This window comes from Brevibacillus choshinensis (genome assembly GCF_016811915.1).
Classification (GTDB): Bacteria; Bacillota; Bacilli; order Brevibacillales; family Brevibacillaceae; genus Brevibacillus; species Brevibacillus choshinensis_A.
In genome coordinates this window covers 3,401,753-3,418,267 of sequence record NZ_CP069127.1, presented here as the reverse complement: position 1 = coordinate 3,418,267, position 16,515 = coordinate 3,401,753, and the positions used below count along the sequence as shown (strand labels likewise).

Annotated in this window: 19 protein-coding genes; 10 read left to right on the top strand and 9 right to left on the bottom strand. The window is 50.8% G+C overall.

The features are described 5' to 3' along the window. Positions 1-76: 76 nt before the first annotated feature. The gene (locus JNE38_RS17230; RefSeq protein WP_203254887.1) at positions 77-226 is read right to left on the bottom strand and encodes a small acid-soluble spore protein P; all 150 of its coding nucleotides are present in this window, start codon (positions 224-226) and stop codon (positions 77-79) included. Between the two features lie 283 nt (positions 227-509). Between JNE38_RS17230 and JNE38_RS17225 the strand changes: the two genes are divergently transcribed. Together JNE38_RS17225 and JNE38_RS17220 are read left to right on the top strand one after the other, a co-directional pair. Then, complete coding sequence (locus tag JNE38_RS17225; protein ID WP_203254886.1) at positions 510-1,367, top strand: HEPN domain-containing protein; 858 nt, start codon at positions 510-512, stop codon at positions 1,365-1,367. A 32-nt stretch (positions 1,368-1,399) separates the two neighbouring features. After that, on the top strand, positions 1,400-2,971 hold the full coding sequence (locus JNE38_RS17220; protein WP_203254885.1) for an ABC-F family ATP-binding cassette domain-containing protein: 1,572 nt from the start codon (positions 1,400-1,402) through the stop codon (positions 2,969-2,971). A 92-nt stretch (positions 2,972-3,063) separates the two neighbouring features. On the opposite strand, the gene JNE38_RS17215 is transcribed toward JNE38_RS17220, so the two are convergent. Next, positions 3,064-4,131 (bottom strand): phosphodiester glycosidase family protein, encoded by a 1,068-nt coding sequence (locus JNE38_RS17215; protein ID WP_203254884.1) that lies wholly within the window; start codon positions 4,129-4,131, stop codon positions 3,064-3,066. A 122-nt stretch (positions 4,132-4,253) separates the two neighbouring features. On the opposite strand from JNE38_RS17215, the gene JNE38_RS17210 reads away from it, so the two are divergent. The 3 genes from JNE38_RS17210 to JNE38_RS17200 all read left to right on the top strand — a co-directional run bounded on the left by JNE38_RS17210 (position 4,254) and on the right by JNE38_RS17200 (position 6,025). After that, positions 4,254-4,397, top strand: coding sequence for a hypothetical protein (locus tag JNE38_RS17210; protein WP_203254883.1), 144 nt, complete (start codon positions 4,254-4,256; stop codon positions 4,395-4,397). A gap of 131 nt (positions 4,398-4,528) precedes the next feature. Then, the gene (locus JNE38_RS17205; protein ID WP_203254882.1) at positions 4,529-5,749 is read left to right on the top strand and encodes a DEAD/DEAH box helicase; all 1,221 of its coding nucleotides are present in this window, start codon (positions 4,529-4,531) and stop codon (positions 5,747-5,749) included. Between the two features lie 120 nt (positions 5,750-5,869). After that, positions 5,870-6,025: a hypothetical protein gene (locus JNE38_RS17200; protein ID WP_203254881.1), complete on the top strand. Its 156-nt coding sequence runs from the start codon at positions 5,870-5,872 to the stop codon at positions 6,023-6,025. Positions 6,026-6,104: 79 nt separating this feature from the next. Here JNE38_RS17200 and JNE38_RS17195 read toward each other — a convergent pair whose 3' ends face one another. Further along, positions 6,105-6,950, bottom strand: coding sequence for a serine/threonine protein kinase (locus JNE38_RS17195; RefSeq protein WP_203254880.1), 846 nt, complete (start codon positions 6,948-6,950; stop codon positions 6,105-6,107). 110 nt (positions 6,951-7,060) lie between these two features. Here JNE38_RS17195 and JNE38_RS17190 point away from each other — a divergent pair, with 110 nt between their 5' ends. Both JNE38_RS17190 and JNE38_RS17185 read left to right on the top strand, forming a co-directional pair. Beyond that, a complete protein-coding gene (locus JNE38_RS17190; protein WP_203254879.1) occupies positions 7,061-8,185 on the top strand; it encodes a DUF3900 domain-containing protein in 1,125 nt (374 codons plus the stop codon). A gap of 18 nt (positions 8,186-8,203) precedes the next feature. After that, positions 8,204-8,821: a DUF1444 family protein gene (locus tag JNE38_RS17185; protein ID WP_203254878.1), complete on the top strand. Its 618-nt coding sequence runs from the start codon at positions 8,204-8,206 to the stop codon at positions 8,819-8,821. Between the two features lie 138 nt (positions 8,822-8,959). On the opposite strand, the gene JNE38_RS17180 is transcribed toward JNE38_RS17185, so the two are convergent. After that, positions 8,960-10,162 carry a low temperature requirement protein A gene (locus tag JNE38_RS17180; RefSeq protein ID WP_203254877.1) on the bottom strand — a complete coding sequence of 401 codons (1,203 nt, stop codon included), beginning with the start codon at positions 10,160-10,162 and terminating at the stop codon, positions 8,960-8,962. Between the two features lie 152 nt (positions 10,163-10,314). Between JNE38_RS17180 and JNE38_RS17175 the strand changes: the two genes are divergently transcribed. Next, complete coding sequence (locus JNE38_RS17175; RefSeq protein ID WP_203254876.1) at positions 10,315-11,244, top strand: apurinic/apyrimidinic endonuclease family protein; 930 nt, start codon at positions 10,315-10,317, stop codon at positions 11,242-11,244. A 16-nt stretch (positions 11,245-11,260) separates the two neighbouring features. On the opposite strand, the gene JNE38_RS17170 is transcribed toward JNE38_RS17175, so the two are convergent. The 3 genes from JNE38_RS17170 to JNE38_RS17160 form a co-directional block, all read right to left on the bottom strand. Continuing rightward, a complete protein-coding gene (locus JNE38_RS17170; protein ID WP_203254875.1) occupies positions 11,261-11,812 on the bottom strand; it encodes an MOSC domain-containing protein in 552 nt (183 codons plus the stop codon). A 93-nt stretch (positions 11,813-11,905) separates the two neighbouring features. Then, complete coding sequence (locus JNE38_RS17165; RefSeq protein WP_343071228.1) at positions 11,906-12,835, bottom strand: hypothetical protein; 930 nt, start codon at positions 12,833-12,835, stop codon at positions 11,906-11,908. Positions 12,836-12,863: 28 nt separating this feature from the next. Then, on the bottom strand, positions 12,864-13,916 hold the full coding sequence (locus JNE38_RS17160) for a DUF2515 family protein (protein ID WP_203254873.1): 1,053 nt from the start codon (positions 13,914-13,916) through the stop codon (positions 12,864-12,866). Between the two features lie 322 nt (positions 13,917-14,238). Between JNE38_RS17160 and JNE38_RS17155 the strand changes: the two genes are divergently transcribed. Next, positions 14,239-14,556: an iron-sulfur cluster biosynthesis family protein gene (locus JNE38_RS17155; RefSeq protein ID WP_238933355.1), complete on the top strand. Its 318-nt coding sequence runs from the start codon at positions 14,239-14,241 to the stop codon at positions 14,554-14,556. Between the two features lie 5 nt (positions 14,557-14,561). Here JNE38_RS17155 and JNE38_RS17150 read toward each other — a convergent pair whose 3' ends face one another. Together JNE38_RS17150 and JNE38_RS17145 are read right to left on the bottom strand one after the other, a co-directional pair. Beyond that, positions 14,562-15,011, bottom strand: coding sequence for a DUF441 domain-containing protein (locus JNE38_RS17150; RefSeq protein ID WP_203254871.1), 450 nt, complete (start codon positions 15,009-15,011; stop codon positions 14,562-14,564). Positions 15,012-15,140: 129 nt separating this feature from the next. After that, the gene (locus JNE38_RS17145) at positions 15,141-15,452 is read right to left on the bottom strand and encodes a YfhH family protein (protein ID WP_203254870.1); all 312 of its coding nucleotides are present in this window, start codon (positions 15,450-15,452) and stop codon (positions 15,141-15,143) included. Between the two features lie 103 nt (positions 15,453-15,555). Between JNE38_RS17145 and JNE38_RS17140 the strand changes: the two genes are divergently transcribed. Beyond that, complete coding sequence (locus JNE38_RS17140; protein WP_203254869.1) at positions 15,556-16,320, top strand: SDR family NAD(P)-dependent oxidoreductase; 765 nt, start codon at positions 15,556-15,558, stop codon at positions 16,318-16,320. Positions 16,321-16,515 lie beyond the last annotated feature (195 nt).

Below are 16,515 nucleotides of genomic sequence, written 5' to 3'. Positions count from 1 at the left end.
GGACAATTCAATCTTTTTATTGTAAAAATAAGGAAAAAGGGTACCCGGCCCCATCATTGAGAGCCGGGTGGTATTCCTAGCCTTCCCGTGTTTTGATGGCACGGCTATGGTTTTCCTGCTTTACTTTTTTGGATCCGGGAAGCGGTTCTCCAGTTTGCTCGATACCTTCTGCTTCATTATTGTAGGTTTGATGTGGATTCTCATCTAAGATATGGTCTTTTTCCATAAAATCAGCTCCTTCGTATGTAGCTTTTTGTAGTTTGTCGCAAACGGAGGATGACGAACCATAGGAATTGCTGGTATTCTATAGGGAAGCGTGTCTGTGAAGGCAATTTGGCAATAATACGAGGTTGGCACAAGTGACTGAGTCTAACATAATATTAATTATGTAAACAAAATGAAACAAGCACCTAGTGATACCTAGCATGATTCTATGAGAGGATCATGCGTTTCATCATTCATTAGTGTAGCGTTTATCATTTCCTGCACGTTCAATAAGGAGAGAGCCGATGCCACTTTTGATCGCACCCGTGTTTAACTCGACGACGCCGCAATCTGTCCGGATTGATATGCCCAATTCCTATACGCTGCTTTCAGGTGCTGAACGACCATATAAAGTTGCGTCTCGCTATTTGCGTAATGAAATGGATGAGAACAGGCGCATGTTTGACAAGCGGGTCGATATGAGCAGCCTGTTCCTCGTAGGTGAATACCCGGAAATGAGATTGAACGATGACCGGGACTGGATCGAAGAGATTGAGAACAAGCTGAATCTCGCATCGGTCAATGGCATTTGCTCCATTCCGTATGTCATCACAGCGAAAGCAAATTTGTATGGAATCACGTATCTGAAGCGTTCGTTAGACGGTGCCAAGTACATGTTTGACGAACGGGCGCAGAAGATCTTTCTGGATTTATTAGATCGTAGTTTGCCCACGTTAGCCTTTCGGAGATATTCCCTCTCGCTGGAGAAAAAAAGCTATGAAGACCAACTGCTTGATTTGTGGATTGGTCTGGAGTCCCTTTTTGTGCCAGATGGGAAGAAAGGGGAAATCACCTATAAGCTGCGGCTCCGTATGGCTTACTACTTTGGTGAAACCCTGCAGCAGCGAGAAAAAATCGCACAGCTGATAAAAAAATCGTACAACCATCGCTCAGAGATCGTGCATAGCGGGAAGGTTTTTGGGAACGCCTTGGCTGACGAAGTGAATCTTCTTCGCCTGATGGCACGTGCTGCGATTTTGAACGTCGCGATGGAGGGCATTAGCCTTCAGGATTTGCGAGTTCGCTTGGATCAGTTGATGCTCAGCGGTGAGAGCTATTTTGATCGCTATCATCCGTCTTTTTTTGAAAGAATCACTTTGTAAACCTCATAGAGGAACAGATCAGGAGGAAAATCATGAGTGTTTTGATTGTGGAAAGCCTGTCCCACGGTTTTGGGGACCGTATTTTGTTTCGCGATGTATCATTCCGCTTGCAGCCGGGTGATCATGTAGGGCTCGTAGGTGCAAACGGTACCGGGAAGTCCACGATGATGGGGATTTTGACAGGGCAAAATATGCCCGATCATGGCCGTATCGAATGGATGCCAAAGATCCAATACGGGTACTTGGATCAGCATACGAAGCTGGAAGCGGGCAAAACGATTCGCGATGTGCTCAAAGACGCGTTCCTGCCGCTCCTGGAGCAAGAAGCCGAGCTGATGGTCATCGGTGAAAAAATGGCCGAGGCCTCTCCGGAAGAGTTAGAGGAATTGCTGGAGCGCATGGGAGAAATCCAGGATAAACTGGAAACCAGCGGCTTTTACTTGATTGATGCCAAAGTTGAGGAAATTGCAAACGCATTAGGTTTGAGCGCGATCGGTCTGGATCGAGACGTCGCTGCTCTGTCTGGTGGGCAACGCACGAAGGTACTCCTGGCAAAGCTCTTGCTGGAGCAGCCTACCGTATTGCTGCTGGATGAGCCGACAAACTATCTGGACGAGGAGCACATCGTCTGGCTGAAAAACTACCTGAAGGAATATCCATACGCCTTCATGCTGATATCCCATGACACCAGCTTCATGAACGAAGTCGTCAACGTCATCTACCATCTGGAATTTACCAAACTGAACCGTTACACCGGAAACTATGAGTCGTTCCTTGCTCAATCGGAGACGAAGCGCAGCCAGCACTTTGATGCCTTCGAAAAGCAGCAGGAAGAAATTGCGAAAATGGAAGACTTTATCGCCCGCAACAAAGCGCGTGCATCCACTACGGGACGTGCGAAGAGCCGTCAAAAGCAGTTGGACAGAATGGATCGGATCGACAAGCCGGAGACAGCCGCTAAGCCTTCCTTTATTTTTAAAGAATCCCGGGCGAGCAGCCGTTTCGTCGTAGAAGCGGAGAATCTGGAGATCGGGTATTCCCAACCACTCCTGCCAAAGCTGAGTGTCAAGCTGGAGCGCGGTGAGAAGGTTGCGATCGTGGGAATGAACGGTGTGGGGAAATCCACGCTCCTGAAAACATTGCTCGGCATCATCAAGCCGCTGAATGGGAAATTGGATCGTGGAGACTTTTTGCACCCGGCTTACTTTGAGCAAGAAGTGAAAGCGAAGCCGATTACCGCATTGGATGAAGTGTGGAATGAATTCCCTTCGATGAACAACCACGAAGTGCGCGGCGCTTTGGCACGCTGTGGATTGAAAAATGAGCACATCAACCGAAACATGAACGCTCTCTCCGGGGGCGAGCAGGCAAAGGTACGTCTTTGCAAGCTGCTGCAACGCGAGAGCAACTGGCTCGTATTTGACGAGCCGACGAACCACTTGGACGTCGTGGCAAAAGAAGAGCTCAAACGCGCCCTCAAAGAATTTAAAGGGACCGTTCTCCTGGTATGCCATGAACCCGAGTTCTATGAGGACTGGGTAACCCAGGTCTGGGATGTAGAAAAATGGAGCCTGGAACAAGCCAAGACCCCAATCAAGCTGTAATACTCCTGCACGAAACAAAACAGGCAGCCCACATCATGTGGTGCTGCCTGTTTCGTTTTCTAAGAAAAAATCTCCTCGTCTCGTCCATGGCCTTAGATGACGGCCCAGGCGTTCGGCAAGTATCTTCCACGGTAGTAGGGGCACGATGTTTTGGTGATGGCCTCTCCATTGTGCAGCATCATGGAGCTGGAGCCTCCGTCCATGGCCATCGCGGTAACGACACCGCGCTCCTCCAGCAGCTCAGCCAGGTCGTTCATGCTGGCTCCGATGGAGTGGCCAGGTTGGCGGCCGTCGATGACGACAAAGACAATCGTACCGTCTTCTTTTTGACCGACAGCCGTGCGAGGCTGGATGCCCCAGCTTCTGGCAGGCTTATCTGTAAAGAGGTTTTTCCCATTGACGATCAGCTGGGGTCGAAAGCTCATGGCATCTTTTACGCCCATTTTCACCATCTGTTCGGCGGAATAACTGCCCGTGATGAGCTTGCCCTCGTACGTAATCCCGAGTGCGGTTTCCCCGCTCTTTGGGTTGTAGCCTTGGAGGATTTTCCCGTCGTGAATGACGACGCCGTATGCCTTCGCACCTTTCCCATAACCGTCAGGATCGGAAAAGCCGCTCGCGTTGACGATGCCGATTGCATTGGTTTTTTTGACGTACTCGTCCAGCAAGTCTCCACGGTCCTTGCGATTCGTAACGAGCAGCTGTACGCGTTTGGGATCATGGACGTACATAATCTTGCCTTTAAAATAATAATTTTCCTTTTTCACATTGATTTCTTCAATCGTGACCAGTTCCTCTGGCTTTTCCGGAAGGGGGACAATCACAGGCTTTCCTACGGCAGGCAGCTCTGTCGGATTCGGGTCATTTTCTGAATTGATCACTTCCGGATGCTTGATCTGATCCTTCAGCGCATTCAGCTTGTCCTCGGGGATAAAGGTGTAAGGAGCCCAATAATCATGCTGGGTCGTCAATAGAGTGCCTGCTGCCCACTCCCGCAAATCCTCTCCCGTCTGGGTACCGAATAAGAAGATGATGCCGGCAAGCGCAAAAGTGGTACATGCCAAAGCAGATAACAGCAGCAAGCGTTTGACCCAGCGCCAGGGTCTTCTTGCCACTCTAGTTGATCGTTTGTGGGAGCGTGCTCGGGATAACGTCTGCATCCATTTTCACCTAACCATCTCAATAGGATATTCTCTATAAGAATGGACGTATAAATAGGTAAAAAGTTTCAGGGAAATAATTGAGATCGCAGCGGGCAGACTAGCATCAGGAGGTGAGCCGTGTGCGAGGCTTCGATGAAGAGTTTCAAAAGGAAGTAGAGGCTTACCAAAAGGGTCCAAAAGGGACACGTAACCAACACACCAGCCGAGATCGTCAGGACCAAGGGGAAATGCAGGAGACCCGTAAAGACTCCAATAACGGGTAATGGAAACATGGGCGAAGTCCGACTGGATTTCGCCTGCTTTCCTATGAGGACGAGATCGGTTTCGCTTTTCCCCTCGGGCAAAGTGTGGTAAGCTTACCCAATGCACGATTTTTCAAGCCAGGAGGGTTCTTGTGAGCACCACGTTTGCAGATTTACACATTAGCGCGCAGTTGGTCAGCCTATTGCGCGAACGAAATATGGAAAATCCGACTCCGGTACAAGTGGAAGCGATTCCCTTGATTCTGGAAGGTCGGGACGCACTTGTAGAATCTCCGACTGGGACAGGCAAGACATTTGCTTATCTGCTGCCTTTACTTTCAAAGATCAATATGGATAAAAAAGATGTGCAAGCAATCGTCCTGGCCCCCACGCATGAACTGGTCATGCAGATTGCCAGAGAAGCCGAGCGCTTGCTGCCATCCACAGAGCATGCTGTCTTGCCGATCATTGGCGGTGTCGATGTGAAGCGTCAGGTAGAGAGGCTGAAAAAGAAGCCTGTACTCGTGGTTGCTACGCCAGGCCGACTTTTGGAGCTCATCGACCAACGCAAGATGAAAGTGCATGAGGTCAAAACGGTTGTGGTCGATGAGGCGGACCGGATGCTGGACGCAGGCTTCGGCAAGCCGGTGTCAGAGGTCATGAAGCGCACACTGCGCGATACTCAGCGATTGCTCTTCTCCGCTACACTTCCTGCTGGTGTCATCGAGGCTTCTGAAGTCTTTACCAAAGATGCGGCCGTCATTCGTGCTGCCGCACCCGAGGGAGCTGCCGGGGTGGCTCACATGTACATAGTGAGTGACCCGCGCAAAAAAGTGGACACACTGCGTCGTTTGCTGCGATTGGTGAATGTTCGCTCCACCATCGTCTTCGTCAATCAGATCGAGAAAGTCGATGAAATCGTATCCAAGCTCAATTATCACCACTTGCCATGCAGGCTTTTGCACCGTGATGCGACCAAGGAAGAGCGTGCGCGCACGCTGCAGCAGTTCCGCGATGGCGTATTTCCGGTTCTGATTACCACAGATGTGTCCGCCCGAGGCATCGACATCCCGGAAGTGGAATGCATCGTGCATTATGATCCTGCATCGGATCCAGACACCTACGTGCACCGCAGCGGGCGTACGGGTCGCATGGGGCGTGCCGGGCTCGTATTTTCCGTCATCAGTCCGCAGGAACGCTTCATCATTCAAAAGTTCTCCAAACAGACGGGCGTGCCGATTGCGGAAAAATTCATGTCTCATGGGGCGCTGGAAGATCCCAGACCGATGCAAAAGCAAACAGGGAATCGAGTGAAGCCCGCTGGAAAATCCGGTTCCTCCAAAAAGTCTGCCCCACCAAAACGTGTGCGGTAGGATGCCTCAGGATGTTGCGTTCTCAGCTCACTTCCTTACAGGGCGAAAGAAAGAATAAGAAAAGCGGCTTTGGAACAAAGTAGGACAAGAAAGAACCACTCTTGTCTTCAGGAGGTTTCCATGCGCAAAGATCGACTGTATGAAGAAGATTTACTGGTGAATGGTCCTGTAGGAGGCGAGGTCTTGTCCAAGCATGAGCGGCAGACCCTCAAGCGGGAAGCAGGCGAGCTCAAAGAAATGATGGAGAAGGCCAAAAACGAACCGATCTCCGAGTAAAGGGAAAAGAGCAGGGCTGCTGCAGTGATGATACACTGCGGCTGCACTGCTCTTTTGGTGTCTGTACACGATCGGGGATTTACATGCCTGCCTGAGTGGGGGCTTGGCTGGTTTCGCACAAATACTGTTCAAGATCGTCAAGAAAATCCTCGACAGCAGGGTATGGGGCATCTGCCTGCAGCAAGCGTCTGATCATGCTGCGAACGGCGGGAGTTAGAGAAAGCTCCTGCTCCCAGCTGCGCTCCGGATCCTCTTCGTTTGGCGTGTATCCGGAATAAAGCAGAAACAAGAAAAAGTGACCGAGGGCAAATAAATCACTGGAGGGGGCCACCTCACGCTTTACCTGTTTCTCGGAGTGGTAGGCAGTCAGTGAATCTGCCGCATAGGTAGGGCTGTCCCCGATAAATCGTGCGAGACCAAAGTCAATCAAATAAGGCTCGTCCTGGTGCCAAATGACATTGGGAATACGCACATCGCGATGGATCAGGTGGTGCTCATGGAGATGAGCGACGATCTCCGCGATCTTTTTCATCAGCCGGGCAGCCTCTCTCTCATCGATGGTGATCCTATGGTCAAAGAGTGCCTCCTCCAGTGTCGGACCCTCTATAAAAGTCATGACGAGAAACGAATCCCGTCGATACGTAAACGAATCCAGCCACCTCGGAATTTGGGGGTGCGAAAGCGCAGAAAGCACCTTTTGCTCGTAGGCCTGCATCGCTTCACCTTTGGGAGAATGACGAAGACTGGGCTTTACCTGCTTGAGCACAACCTGAGCATCATTACGCAGGTCAATCGCGAGATATGCGATGCCGTAGCTACCCATCCCGAGCACTTTTCGAATGCGGTAGTGGCGGATCTGACGTCCGGGTGCATAAGGGCGGTCCCGTACATTGTCATTCCACCAGGTAACGATTTTGTTCCACATGTCCCTCTCCCCTTTGCTATCATCTTACCATGTTTGCGAAAAATGGCTGACCGCTTTTTCCTGAGGTTTGCTATAATCGATTCGTTACATGTAGACGGGAGCGGAATGCGATGAATTTTACCATTGATTGGCTATCCTTTTTCTTGATCGAACAGCCGGAAGAAGAGGATGGCAACAAAAAAGTAAAGATGACGCGCTACTTAAGCCATGATGAATATCAGAAAAGCGAGCTGCGAGATTTTCTGGAAGGGGAATTTGCCCGGATTGCCAAACGTAAAGTAGAGATGAATCCAAAGTCGGAAGGAACTCCGACGAAATTGGGGCAGTTCATTCTGGAGCCGGGTCATCCATTGGATTCAAATCCCAACTATGCTTTGCTTCAGCGGCTCATGCAGGCTGAGACGGCCGGGGAGTGCAAGGACCCGTGTCAGGAGTTGATTCAGTCCTACCTGCGCACCTCCCAAGTGCGTGGAGGCGTCCTGATTGTGGTGAGAAGCCGCCTAGAGCTGCTGGATGAACGCTACGTCTTTATCTTGAAGTGCGATTTCGAACAGAAAACAGCTGTCATCACAGATGAAAAGAGCCTGATTTCAAATGTGCAAATGGCCATCAATGCGAAAAATATGAAGTCGTTGATGTATCCGTACATGATCGAATCGGGGATGAACGACCCTTACCACGTGAAAATCCATCAATTTTCGCATGCGAGGTACTTTGAAGAGTTTTTGCGCTTTATTGAATATCCGCAAACGATCACGCAGATCGTCTCGGAGGAAGTCATCTCGCTGGCTAGACAGCATATCGAATACACGTATCCGGAAGAGACGGAGGAGCGCTTGCGGGAAGAGGAGGCCATCGAGCTGATGGCTGCCAGCCCCAAGCGGGAATTGGCTGAGAAGTGGGAGCATGAGACTGTGATGGAAGCCATGCAGATCATCACGGATCAGCAACCGGAAATAGAACTGAAATTCAAGCTGGACCATATGCAAATCCGAACGCTGCTGGCGGATTACGGGACAAGCATGCACATTGCCAAGGTAAATGGCCGGTACTTGGTTCTATTAGAAGGCGAACAGCTGCAGTTCGAACGTGGCATGTCACCCGTTGAATTCGTGAAGCCAAAAGCGCTCGCCGATTTGGTGAGAGAGATAGAAGCCCGCAGCAGCTACGCTGTTCCAGAAGTCGCAGCATCGAGAAGTACCGCGGATGAGGAAGAACGACCACCTTGGGAGTAAGGAGTGGATCTTGGTACCATGAGTGAAAACGGAAAGGAATCTGTCCCAAAAAGCTTGTATGGACAGGAGCGAAATGTTTACCCCGTGCTGCGGCACGCGTCCATGGTAAAAAAATACCCGGAACGGTGGGTGACACGACCGCACACAGCCGATACCGCCGTTCTGTACGCGCTTGACGTCGGGGAAGGCTATCTCTTGGTTGAGCGAGCGATGCTGGAACAAGCGGGATGGAGCGACGAGCGGCTGCACCAGTATGCCATGAGCAATCTAGAGCAGCTGCCTTACACAGTCAAAACACAGGAAGTGGCCGGAAATCGCATTCATTTCATCAGTCCGACAGATGGATATGCGGCCAGCCGTATTTTGCTTGCGTCATTGCTGCAAAAAATGGATCAACAAAAAACGGGGGATCAGCTCGGAGTGGCGATTCCCCATCAAGATGTCCTCATTGTGGCAGAGCTTGTAGGCGATGCGGGGGCCCATCTTTTAGCCCGATTGACCTACGATTTCGCTTCCAAAGGGCAGGTACCGATTTCCCCGCTTCCGTTTTTCTGGGAGGATGACGAGCTGACTCCGTTTTTGGTAGTGTCTCACGGCGGCGATGCCCAGATTCAGCGTAAGAACGAGCCCAAGTAAAACAAAAAGGACTTTACAGCGAAAAAACTGCCTTTCACCAGAAGGCAGTTTTTTTGTATTCATCAAATGATTCCGTGTCAAAACAACGGTGGGTGCGGCAGGCTTGGCAGATGTACTTCCGTTTTACAGAGCTTCTGTTCAACGGTGATCTCGATGCTGCTTCGTTTGGCATAGCCGTTCGGTGAAGACGGAGCCCCAAAGCGAGACGACGATGAGCGCAACCGTTACGATGATGGACAAGAGGAGGGGAGACATACTGGTTGCAAATGGAAAAAGTACAATGAATACGCCTATTCCTGCCAAATAAGGTGTAGAGACAACACCTGCTGCGATGCGCATGAACAGCATATTACCGAGCAAATACAAGGCAGGACCTGCCAGCATGACTGCAGCGGTTTTGGTATCCAAGTGACCGACTGGATGGGCGAGCAGCAGCTCGTCTCCTACAGCGGATAAAATGATGCCGGACACCAAGAGGAGATGAGTATAGGTATAGGCAGAACGAGCCACTCTGCCAGGGTCAGCGGAATGAGCGATGAAATGATGTCCCGTTTTTGCTGTTGCATCAAAATAAATCCACCACATGGCGACTGTGCTTAGGAAGGCGGTAGCAAACGAGCTTAGCGTCAGGACATCCCATTCTAGCGAAGAGAAGGTCGCCCCTGTCACCAGAATCGATTCACCAAGAGCGATAATAATGAACAATCCGCATCGCTCCGCCATGTGAGACCCTTCCACATTCCAGACTTTGGTTGGGGTTCTGCCGATCTTGGGCAACCAAAAGCCCATGGATGGGGCGATGTATTCAATGAATAACGCGATGCACCATAGCACCAACCGAGCTTGCTCATGTACGGTCCCGCCAGCAACCCAGAATATCCCTGACAAGCTCAGCCAACAGAGAATGCGGATGAAGTTGATTCGAAGCTCTGCCTGGCCATTGCGGAGCACCCAGACGGTAAAAGCGGTTCTACCCACCTGGAACAAGGCGTAGGCGGACGCAAAATAAAGCCCCGACCCCTCAAATGCTTCCGGAATAGAAGTAGACATGATCAGTCCAATCAGCATGAGCCCAATGAGCATGGATCGTACGCGGAAAGTTTCCGGATTCAACCAGTTGATCACCCATGCAGTAAAGATCCAAACCCACCAGATGGCCATCGTCAGAAGCACGAGATGGATTGCACCTTCCCACGTAAAGTTTTCCAGAAAGGAATGCGATAGCTGAGTAACCGCAAAGACAAAGATCAAGTCAAAAAACAATTCAATGAAGGATACTTTCCCCGAGTCGCTGTTCCCTCGACTGCGAAGTAACACTGCTCCTGAAGTTAATCTGGTCATACCTTCTCACCTTGCTTATGTGGCATCGAAGCTGTCTCCTTTTTTCCGTAGGATTCTGTCTGATTGTATCACGTGATCATCGAAAACACTTGCAAAACCTGAGAAAATATGGGAAAAAGACATCGTAGCCAGAGAGAAAAAGGAGAGGGACCATGCACTCATTCATGATCGGGCTCTATGGTGGTTTTGATGAGAATAAGTATGAGAGGGACTTCCGGAGAGGCTTCTATGGTATCGAAGCTTGTTTGTTCGAGACAGAGGAGGATATCGCGAGACTCGCTTTTGAGTCGAAACAGCGCGGCTTTCAGATCGGCATTCATTTTCCTTTTCGAAAAGATGGCTCTCGGCTGCGGGATGCCCTGTTTTTATCGCAGGACAACGAGGTCCGAGACGATGCGTATGCATCGATCGAACGTGAATTACAGGACCTCTTTGAGATTCAGCCGGCCTATATCTTGTTTCATTATCCGAAACCCGTCATTCTGGATGATCGGGTCAACTGGGACAGCTGGAAATTCGCAGATCGACGCGAGTATGTACGGGAGAGCGAATATACGCTGGCCGAGCTCGCCTGTAAGAGCGAACGGCTATTCGAATGGCTCAGTGCCAAGGCGAGAGAGTATGGCTTCACCCCGGTTCTGGAATTCGACGCGTTGAACCGCTACGTGTATGAGGAAAACTTCCTCGTGTCGCTGCTGGAAAGGTACCCCCTGATCAAGCTGTGCCTGGATACGGCAAGGCTCCACGCGCAAGAAAAGATTGATCCGCATTTTGATGCGAGAAGGGTACTCAGGACCTATGCTAAGTATGCGAAAACGGTGCACTTGTCAAACATGCGGATCACGGACGTGTTTGAATACCACCACCATCCTGCCTTGCCGGATTGCAAACCGGAAGATGGATGGGCCCCGATCGAAGACTATCTCCAGATCATCAAGAGGGAGAATCAAGAGGTAACGATCATGTTCGAGCATCGCTCCGACTGGATCACGGATGAGGAGCTGGAGACCTGCTACGAGTGGATCGATCAAATCATGAACGGCCACACCCAAAAAATTCCGCTGCCTGCAGCTGAAACCTGACAGGAAGCGGAATGATTTAGACTCGTTCAAGCGGGCGGTGAGGCAGAGCGGGGAGCTCGACCTGAATCGGATCTCCTGGACGTACAGGTCCATTTGCTAGCACGATGCCCATGACACCTGCTTTTCGGATCAGATTGCCTTGCTCGTCGTGGTCCACCAAAGCATCCATCAGACCACTCTGAAAACGGTTCAGCTGAGGGCAGGGATTACGCAGTCCCGTGATCTCTACCACTGCCGATTCTCCGATGCGGAGGATGGCTCCGGTCGGCAAGGAAAGCAGCGAAATGCAGCGAGTCGTGATGTTTTCCCCGATTTGACCGGGAGCTACCTCAAATCCTGAATCTCGCAATTCCTCAAACAGTTCGGCATGGATCAAATGAACTTGACGAAGATTGGGCTGGGTGGGATCCTGCGCGACGCGTGAACGGTGCTTAACAGTGGCACCCAGATGGGCGTCTCCTTCTACTCCCAGTCCTGCCAAAAGGTGAATGACATCTGCATTCTGCTTGCTAAACGTGTGCGTGCTGCTGATGCTTACCGCTACTACTTCTCCAAATGGTCGGGACATCCAACGTACACCTCCTGCTCCTATTGTAATCGTAGGAGTCTCGATGGGCGAGCACCGCCTGGTAAAAAAAATGTGAAACCCAGGCAAAATGGGTCACTGGCACAAAAGGGACAGCTCCACATAACGACCTGATTCGTGTATGAGCCAATATTGAGAGCGTGGTCCGAAGATGTACAGCTCATTCGCTGTATTCAGCATGGAATCCACACGGCGCCAGTCTCCCATGAGCCGTGCGCATTCCCCCATCGACATCCACGGGTACAAGTCTCCTGTTTGAAAGGTATCAAAGTGCGGGAAGGCCTGAGTAATCTTTTCGTACAACATCGCGTCTTCATCAGGGCGGGTCATCTGATACAGGATCGGAAATGCCTGTGAAGTGACGTCCGGATACCATTTGCGCCATCCGGGGTAACGGCTGTCGTAGACGGCGTACGACTTGCGCATCCCGCTATACATCGAATGGATCCCTGCACGGCATGCGGCAGCGCGTTTTCTCGCTTCCTCGGCCGATGCATCGTCCCCCAGCATGGCAAACAGGTAAGCCGCATCTTCGAAACCTCGGGCGACTTCGCAATTATCCATCAAGTATTTCACGCGATACGATCGTTTTGCCCAAGTCAAACCATCCTTTTGCTGGAGCTTTCCGACCGCTTGCATGAGGACGACCAGCTCATCCTTGTGAGGCACGATCCAGTCGGTTTCCCCGCCTTCACGGACGAACTCTGCGAGCAAGCTAAACAACGTGGTGTGGTAGCTGTCTTCACTGTCAGCCTTTCCCGTATCGACTTCCAGCGTCCCGTCCAACCGATAATCGTTGACATATCCGTCCGCATTCACGTGATGCAAATACCATTCAATATGGCTTCGCACCGCCTCCCATTCCTTCAGTCGCACAAGAGCAATCAAGGCGAGATTGGTAAAGTAGGGATTGATCTGATTGTTTTTCGGGGCAAGGCGAAAAGTCCCGCTGGGCAACCAGCAGGAGAGGAGATAAGCCCTTTGATTCTCCACCATTTCATTCATGGCAAGAACCATCCTTTTTTTCTTGGTCCTACGTGATGGCCGTTACGAGTTTGATTCCGTACTCCATCCATTGCAGGGCGCGAACGTAATCTTCGCTGGTGATCGCAGGCAATTCTCCAGGCAGATCAACGACCTCCAGCCATTTTGGATCACGGAACCAGTCTACGCCGTCAGCAGCTGTGTGGGAAACATCCTTCCACGCGACGGTGAGGGGAGGGCTATACAATTTCTTTTGTCCCTCCCGAATCCCGGTACCATTCAGTCGCAGCTCATACGGGGCCTGAGCAGGCTGTTCAGGAGCCCGCACTGTAAAGAGCTGCGGCCAGTAATCTGCCCTCGAGCCAGAATGGGGGATCCGGAAGGTAAACTGGCGAATTTGCTCCAAACGGTTTGCATCTCCGTAAAGAATCCGATAGAGCGTCTTCCCCGTTGCAATGCGCTCTTCTACTTTCGGAAAATGCTGGACATCCAAGCCGACAAGGCTGAGCCTGCGATCAGTCGGGTGTGCCTTGTACGGAAACAGGACTTGGCTTAGGGACAAGACGGACTGGGTAAAATAGGCAAACGTCGCAAATACGAGGTGGAGGGTAATGGGCTTATGTATGACGCGTTGCTCAATGTACTGCTGCTCATTGACAATCATGGCATGGGTGAGGCGCCCAGAATCGTTCGTCTCCAGAAAATCTCTCCAAAACGGCTGCATAAAACCAGATACACCGAGCGGGAGTAACAGAGCAGTGAGATCGGTTCCTGTTCGCTTCATTTCGGCATACAACAGCAATTGCGCATACGCATCGTGGAAAATGAGCCAGTTGCTTCTCTCTAAAAACCAAAAAAATGGCTGGATCGCTTGCTCGTCCAGAAGCAGCGGAAGCCATTCCCCTTTTAGATCTGTCATGTTCCAGCCACCATTGCGGGAGACAAGATGGGCAAGCAGTGCCCAGTGTATCTCCTCGTGCTGGCGATAAAATTCCAAGTAGGCTTGGGTACGCGTCACATTGTTGCGGTTGGCCAAAGTTGTTTGCTGACGAATCCGCGATACGAGCTCTTGTGTGTCGACTCCGGCAAGTTGTTTTGTCATGAATAGCTCCTCAGCCAGTTCTGCAAATAGCCACGCAGGGGGTGAATAAGCAGGTCTTATCCCCGACCCGCCCATGTTTATCCAATCATTTCTAATACGAGGAGCCTAACCATAAGTTTCTCTTTGGCTTCCTCCCATGAATTCGCAAATATCACGACTTGCTCTGATTGGAATTCTGTTTCTGCCACAAAAATACCATCTTGTTCGTAAATGTTCATAGAAGATCGTCCTTTCTTCTGCCTTTCAAGCATTGTATGCTATCATGAAAGGAATGATGCATACAAAAATCAGGGAAGAGCATTTTCAGAAAGGAAGTATGGCGATGCAAGTAACACTGACACAGGAAGCGGCGGAGAAGATCCAATCCGTCCTGCAACCGGGAAAAACCATCCGCATCAGCGGTGAGCTGGTTGGCGGATGCGGAATGAATGTTGAGTACGCCCTGTGGTGGGATGAAGCTAGTCCTGCGGATCACGTCGTTGAAATAGACGCGTTGACCTTTGTGATTGACCCTCAGACGATTGAGCATATGGACACGGACAGACTCACGATTGATTTTCGCGCCCAGCAAGGGTTTCGACTCGTGACGCCAGCGCAAATCTTGGCATACGGGATCCATCTCAAGGAACGCTGGGGATAATCGCTCTACTTCGGGACGAATTGCAAAATGAAGGCGAGAATCCCTGCAGCGATCAGTGGTCCCACCGCGACGCCGCGAAAAAAGGTCACACCGATGATCGTCCCCAGGAGCAAGCCTGTCACGATGAGCGGGTTTTGAGACATGAGATACGTGCCTTTCCCTGCCAAATAAGCTACGAAAACACCGATGAGAACAGCGAGAATTGATTGCCAGTGAGTGAAGAGCTGGTAGATGGAGTCAGGCTTTATTTTTCCGCTCGCCAGCGGGCTCAGAATTCCTATGGTGAGAACGACAATGCCGACATGGAGTCCATACTGTTCTAAAAAGGGGAACAGCCTCTCCAGCGACAGTAGCCTCAGCAAAAGCAAAATGCCTACAGCAATGGATACTGTCGCATTGTTTCCTGCGACACCGAGCGCCAGGAGTACCAGCAAGATGATATTGATCCAATCCATGGTCCAAAGGCTCTCTTTCGTTTTTTTGTTAGTATATCCAGTAGGCCAGCGCCTCGTGCTTGGCGTGCAAAAAGAAAAGGGACTGGTGAAAAGAAATCACCGGTCCCTTTTGTGTTTGTAGTGGTAGAATCAGCCGAACCAATCATCCAGCATGCCGACAGGGAAGCCTGTCTGCTCATCGGAACCGGGAAAGCGGCCCCAAGCAAAAACGCCGTTAAAATAGTCGATCGTAAAAGGTTGATCATGTTCAGGCACACTGTATTTCCCGCCGATTCGGAACTCGTCCGTACCCAGGTAATACGATTTGGCCATAAAGTACTTTTGTTGGATGATCCCAAATTGGGATTCGTCTCCCGCCTTCTTTTTTTCTTCCGCTTGCGAGCGCAGACGTTCCATTTCTTCCTGCAACTCAGCTAAAGTCATTTGACTGTACAAACGCACCAAAATGCCTCCCTTCCTGACAGGTATATTGTAGCAAAAGACAAGGGAATTGGCGATGGATGGAGAATGTCCTAGGGAACCTAAGAATGGGGGAGATGCGAATATGACACGTTTTGACCTGACTGGAAAGACCGCGATTGTCACAGGTGCGGGCAGAGGGATCGGAAAAGCATTGGCCTTGGGGCTGGCAGATACAGGAGCCAATGTGGCTGTCGTCGCGCGTACGGAAGCAGATTTGCAGGAGACAGTCCAAGCAATCGAACAGAAAGGTGGCAAAGCAATCCCCATCACGGCAGATCTTACCGAAGCGGGTGCTGCGGAAAAAGTGGTCGGCCAGACTGTAGAAGCATGGGGAAGCCTGCATATTCTCATCAACAACGCAGGGATGAACCTGCGGAAAAAGGCGCATGAGGTGACGGAAGAAGATTGGGATCGCGTGGTAGACCTGAATTTGAAGGCATCGTTCTTCATGTGTCAGGCAGCCGGAAAAATCATGTGCGAGCAAAACTACGGCCGCATCGTGAATATTGCATCGGTGGCAGGTGTGGTGGCCATGCGCACAGGTGTGGCTTATGGATCCAGCAAAGCGGGAGTCATTCAGATGACGCGCGTGCTGGCACTCGAATGGAGTAAGTTCGGGGTAAACATTAATGCGATCGCTCCCTGGTATTTCCGGACGCCTTTGACGGAGACTTTGCTGAAGGATGAAGCGTACGTGCAGGAGATCCTGCAGCGAACTCCCAGCGGGCGCATTGGCGACGTAGAGGATTTGGTAGGACCAGCCATATTTTTGTCTTCGGACGCAGCAGCATACATAACGGGTCAAACGATCTCGGTGGATGGCGGCATGTCTATTTATGGCTTTTAACCACAACGAGGTGTCCCATTGAGCCAACAGTCTATCTGCGAAAACAACTGCATCAGGCGTAAAGCAAAAAAAGAGGCATTCCCTAATAGGGAATGCCTAAGTATTGGGGGCGATTGAGAAAAATACCGATCGGTTCGTTCAATATGTTTTGCTCTCACCCAAAACATATCGGGAACCAACTATGTTCTGACAATC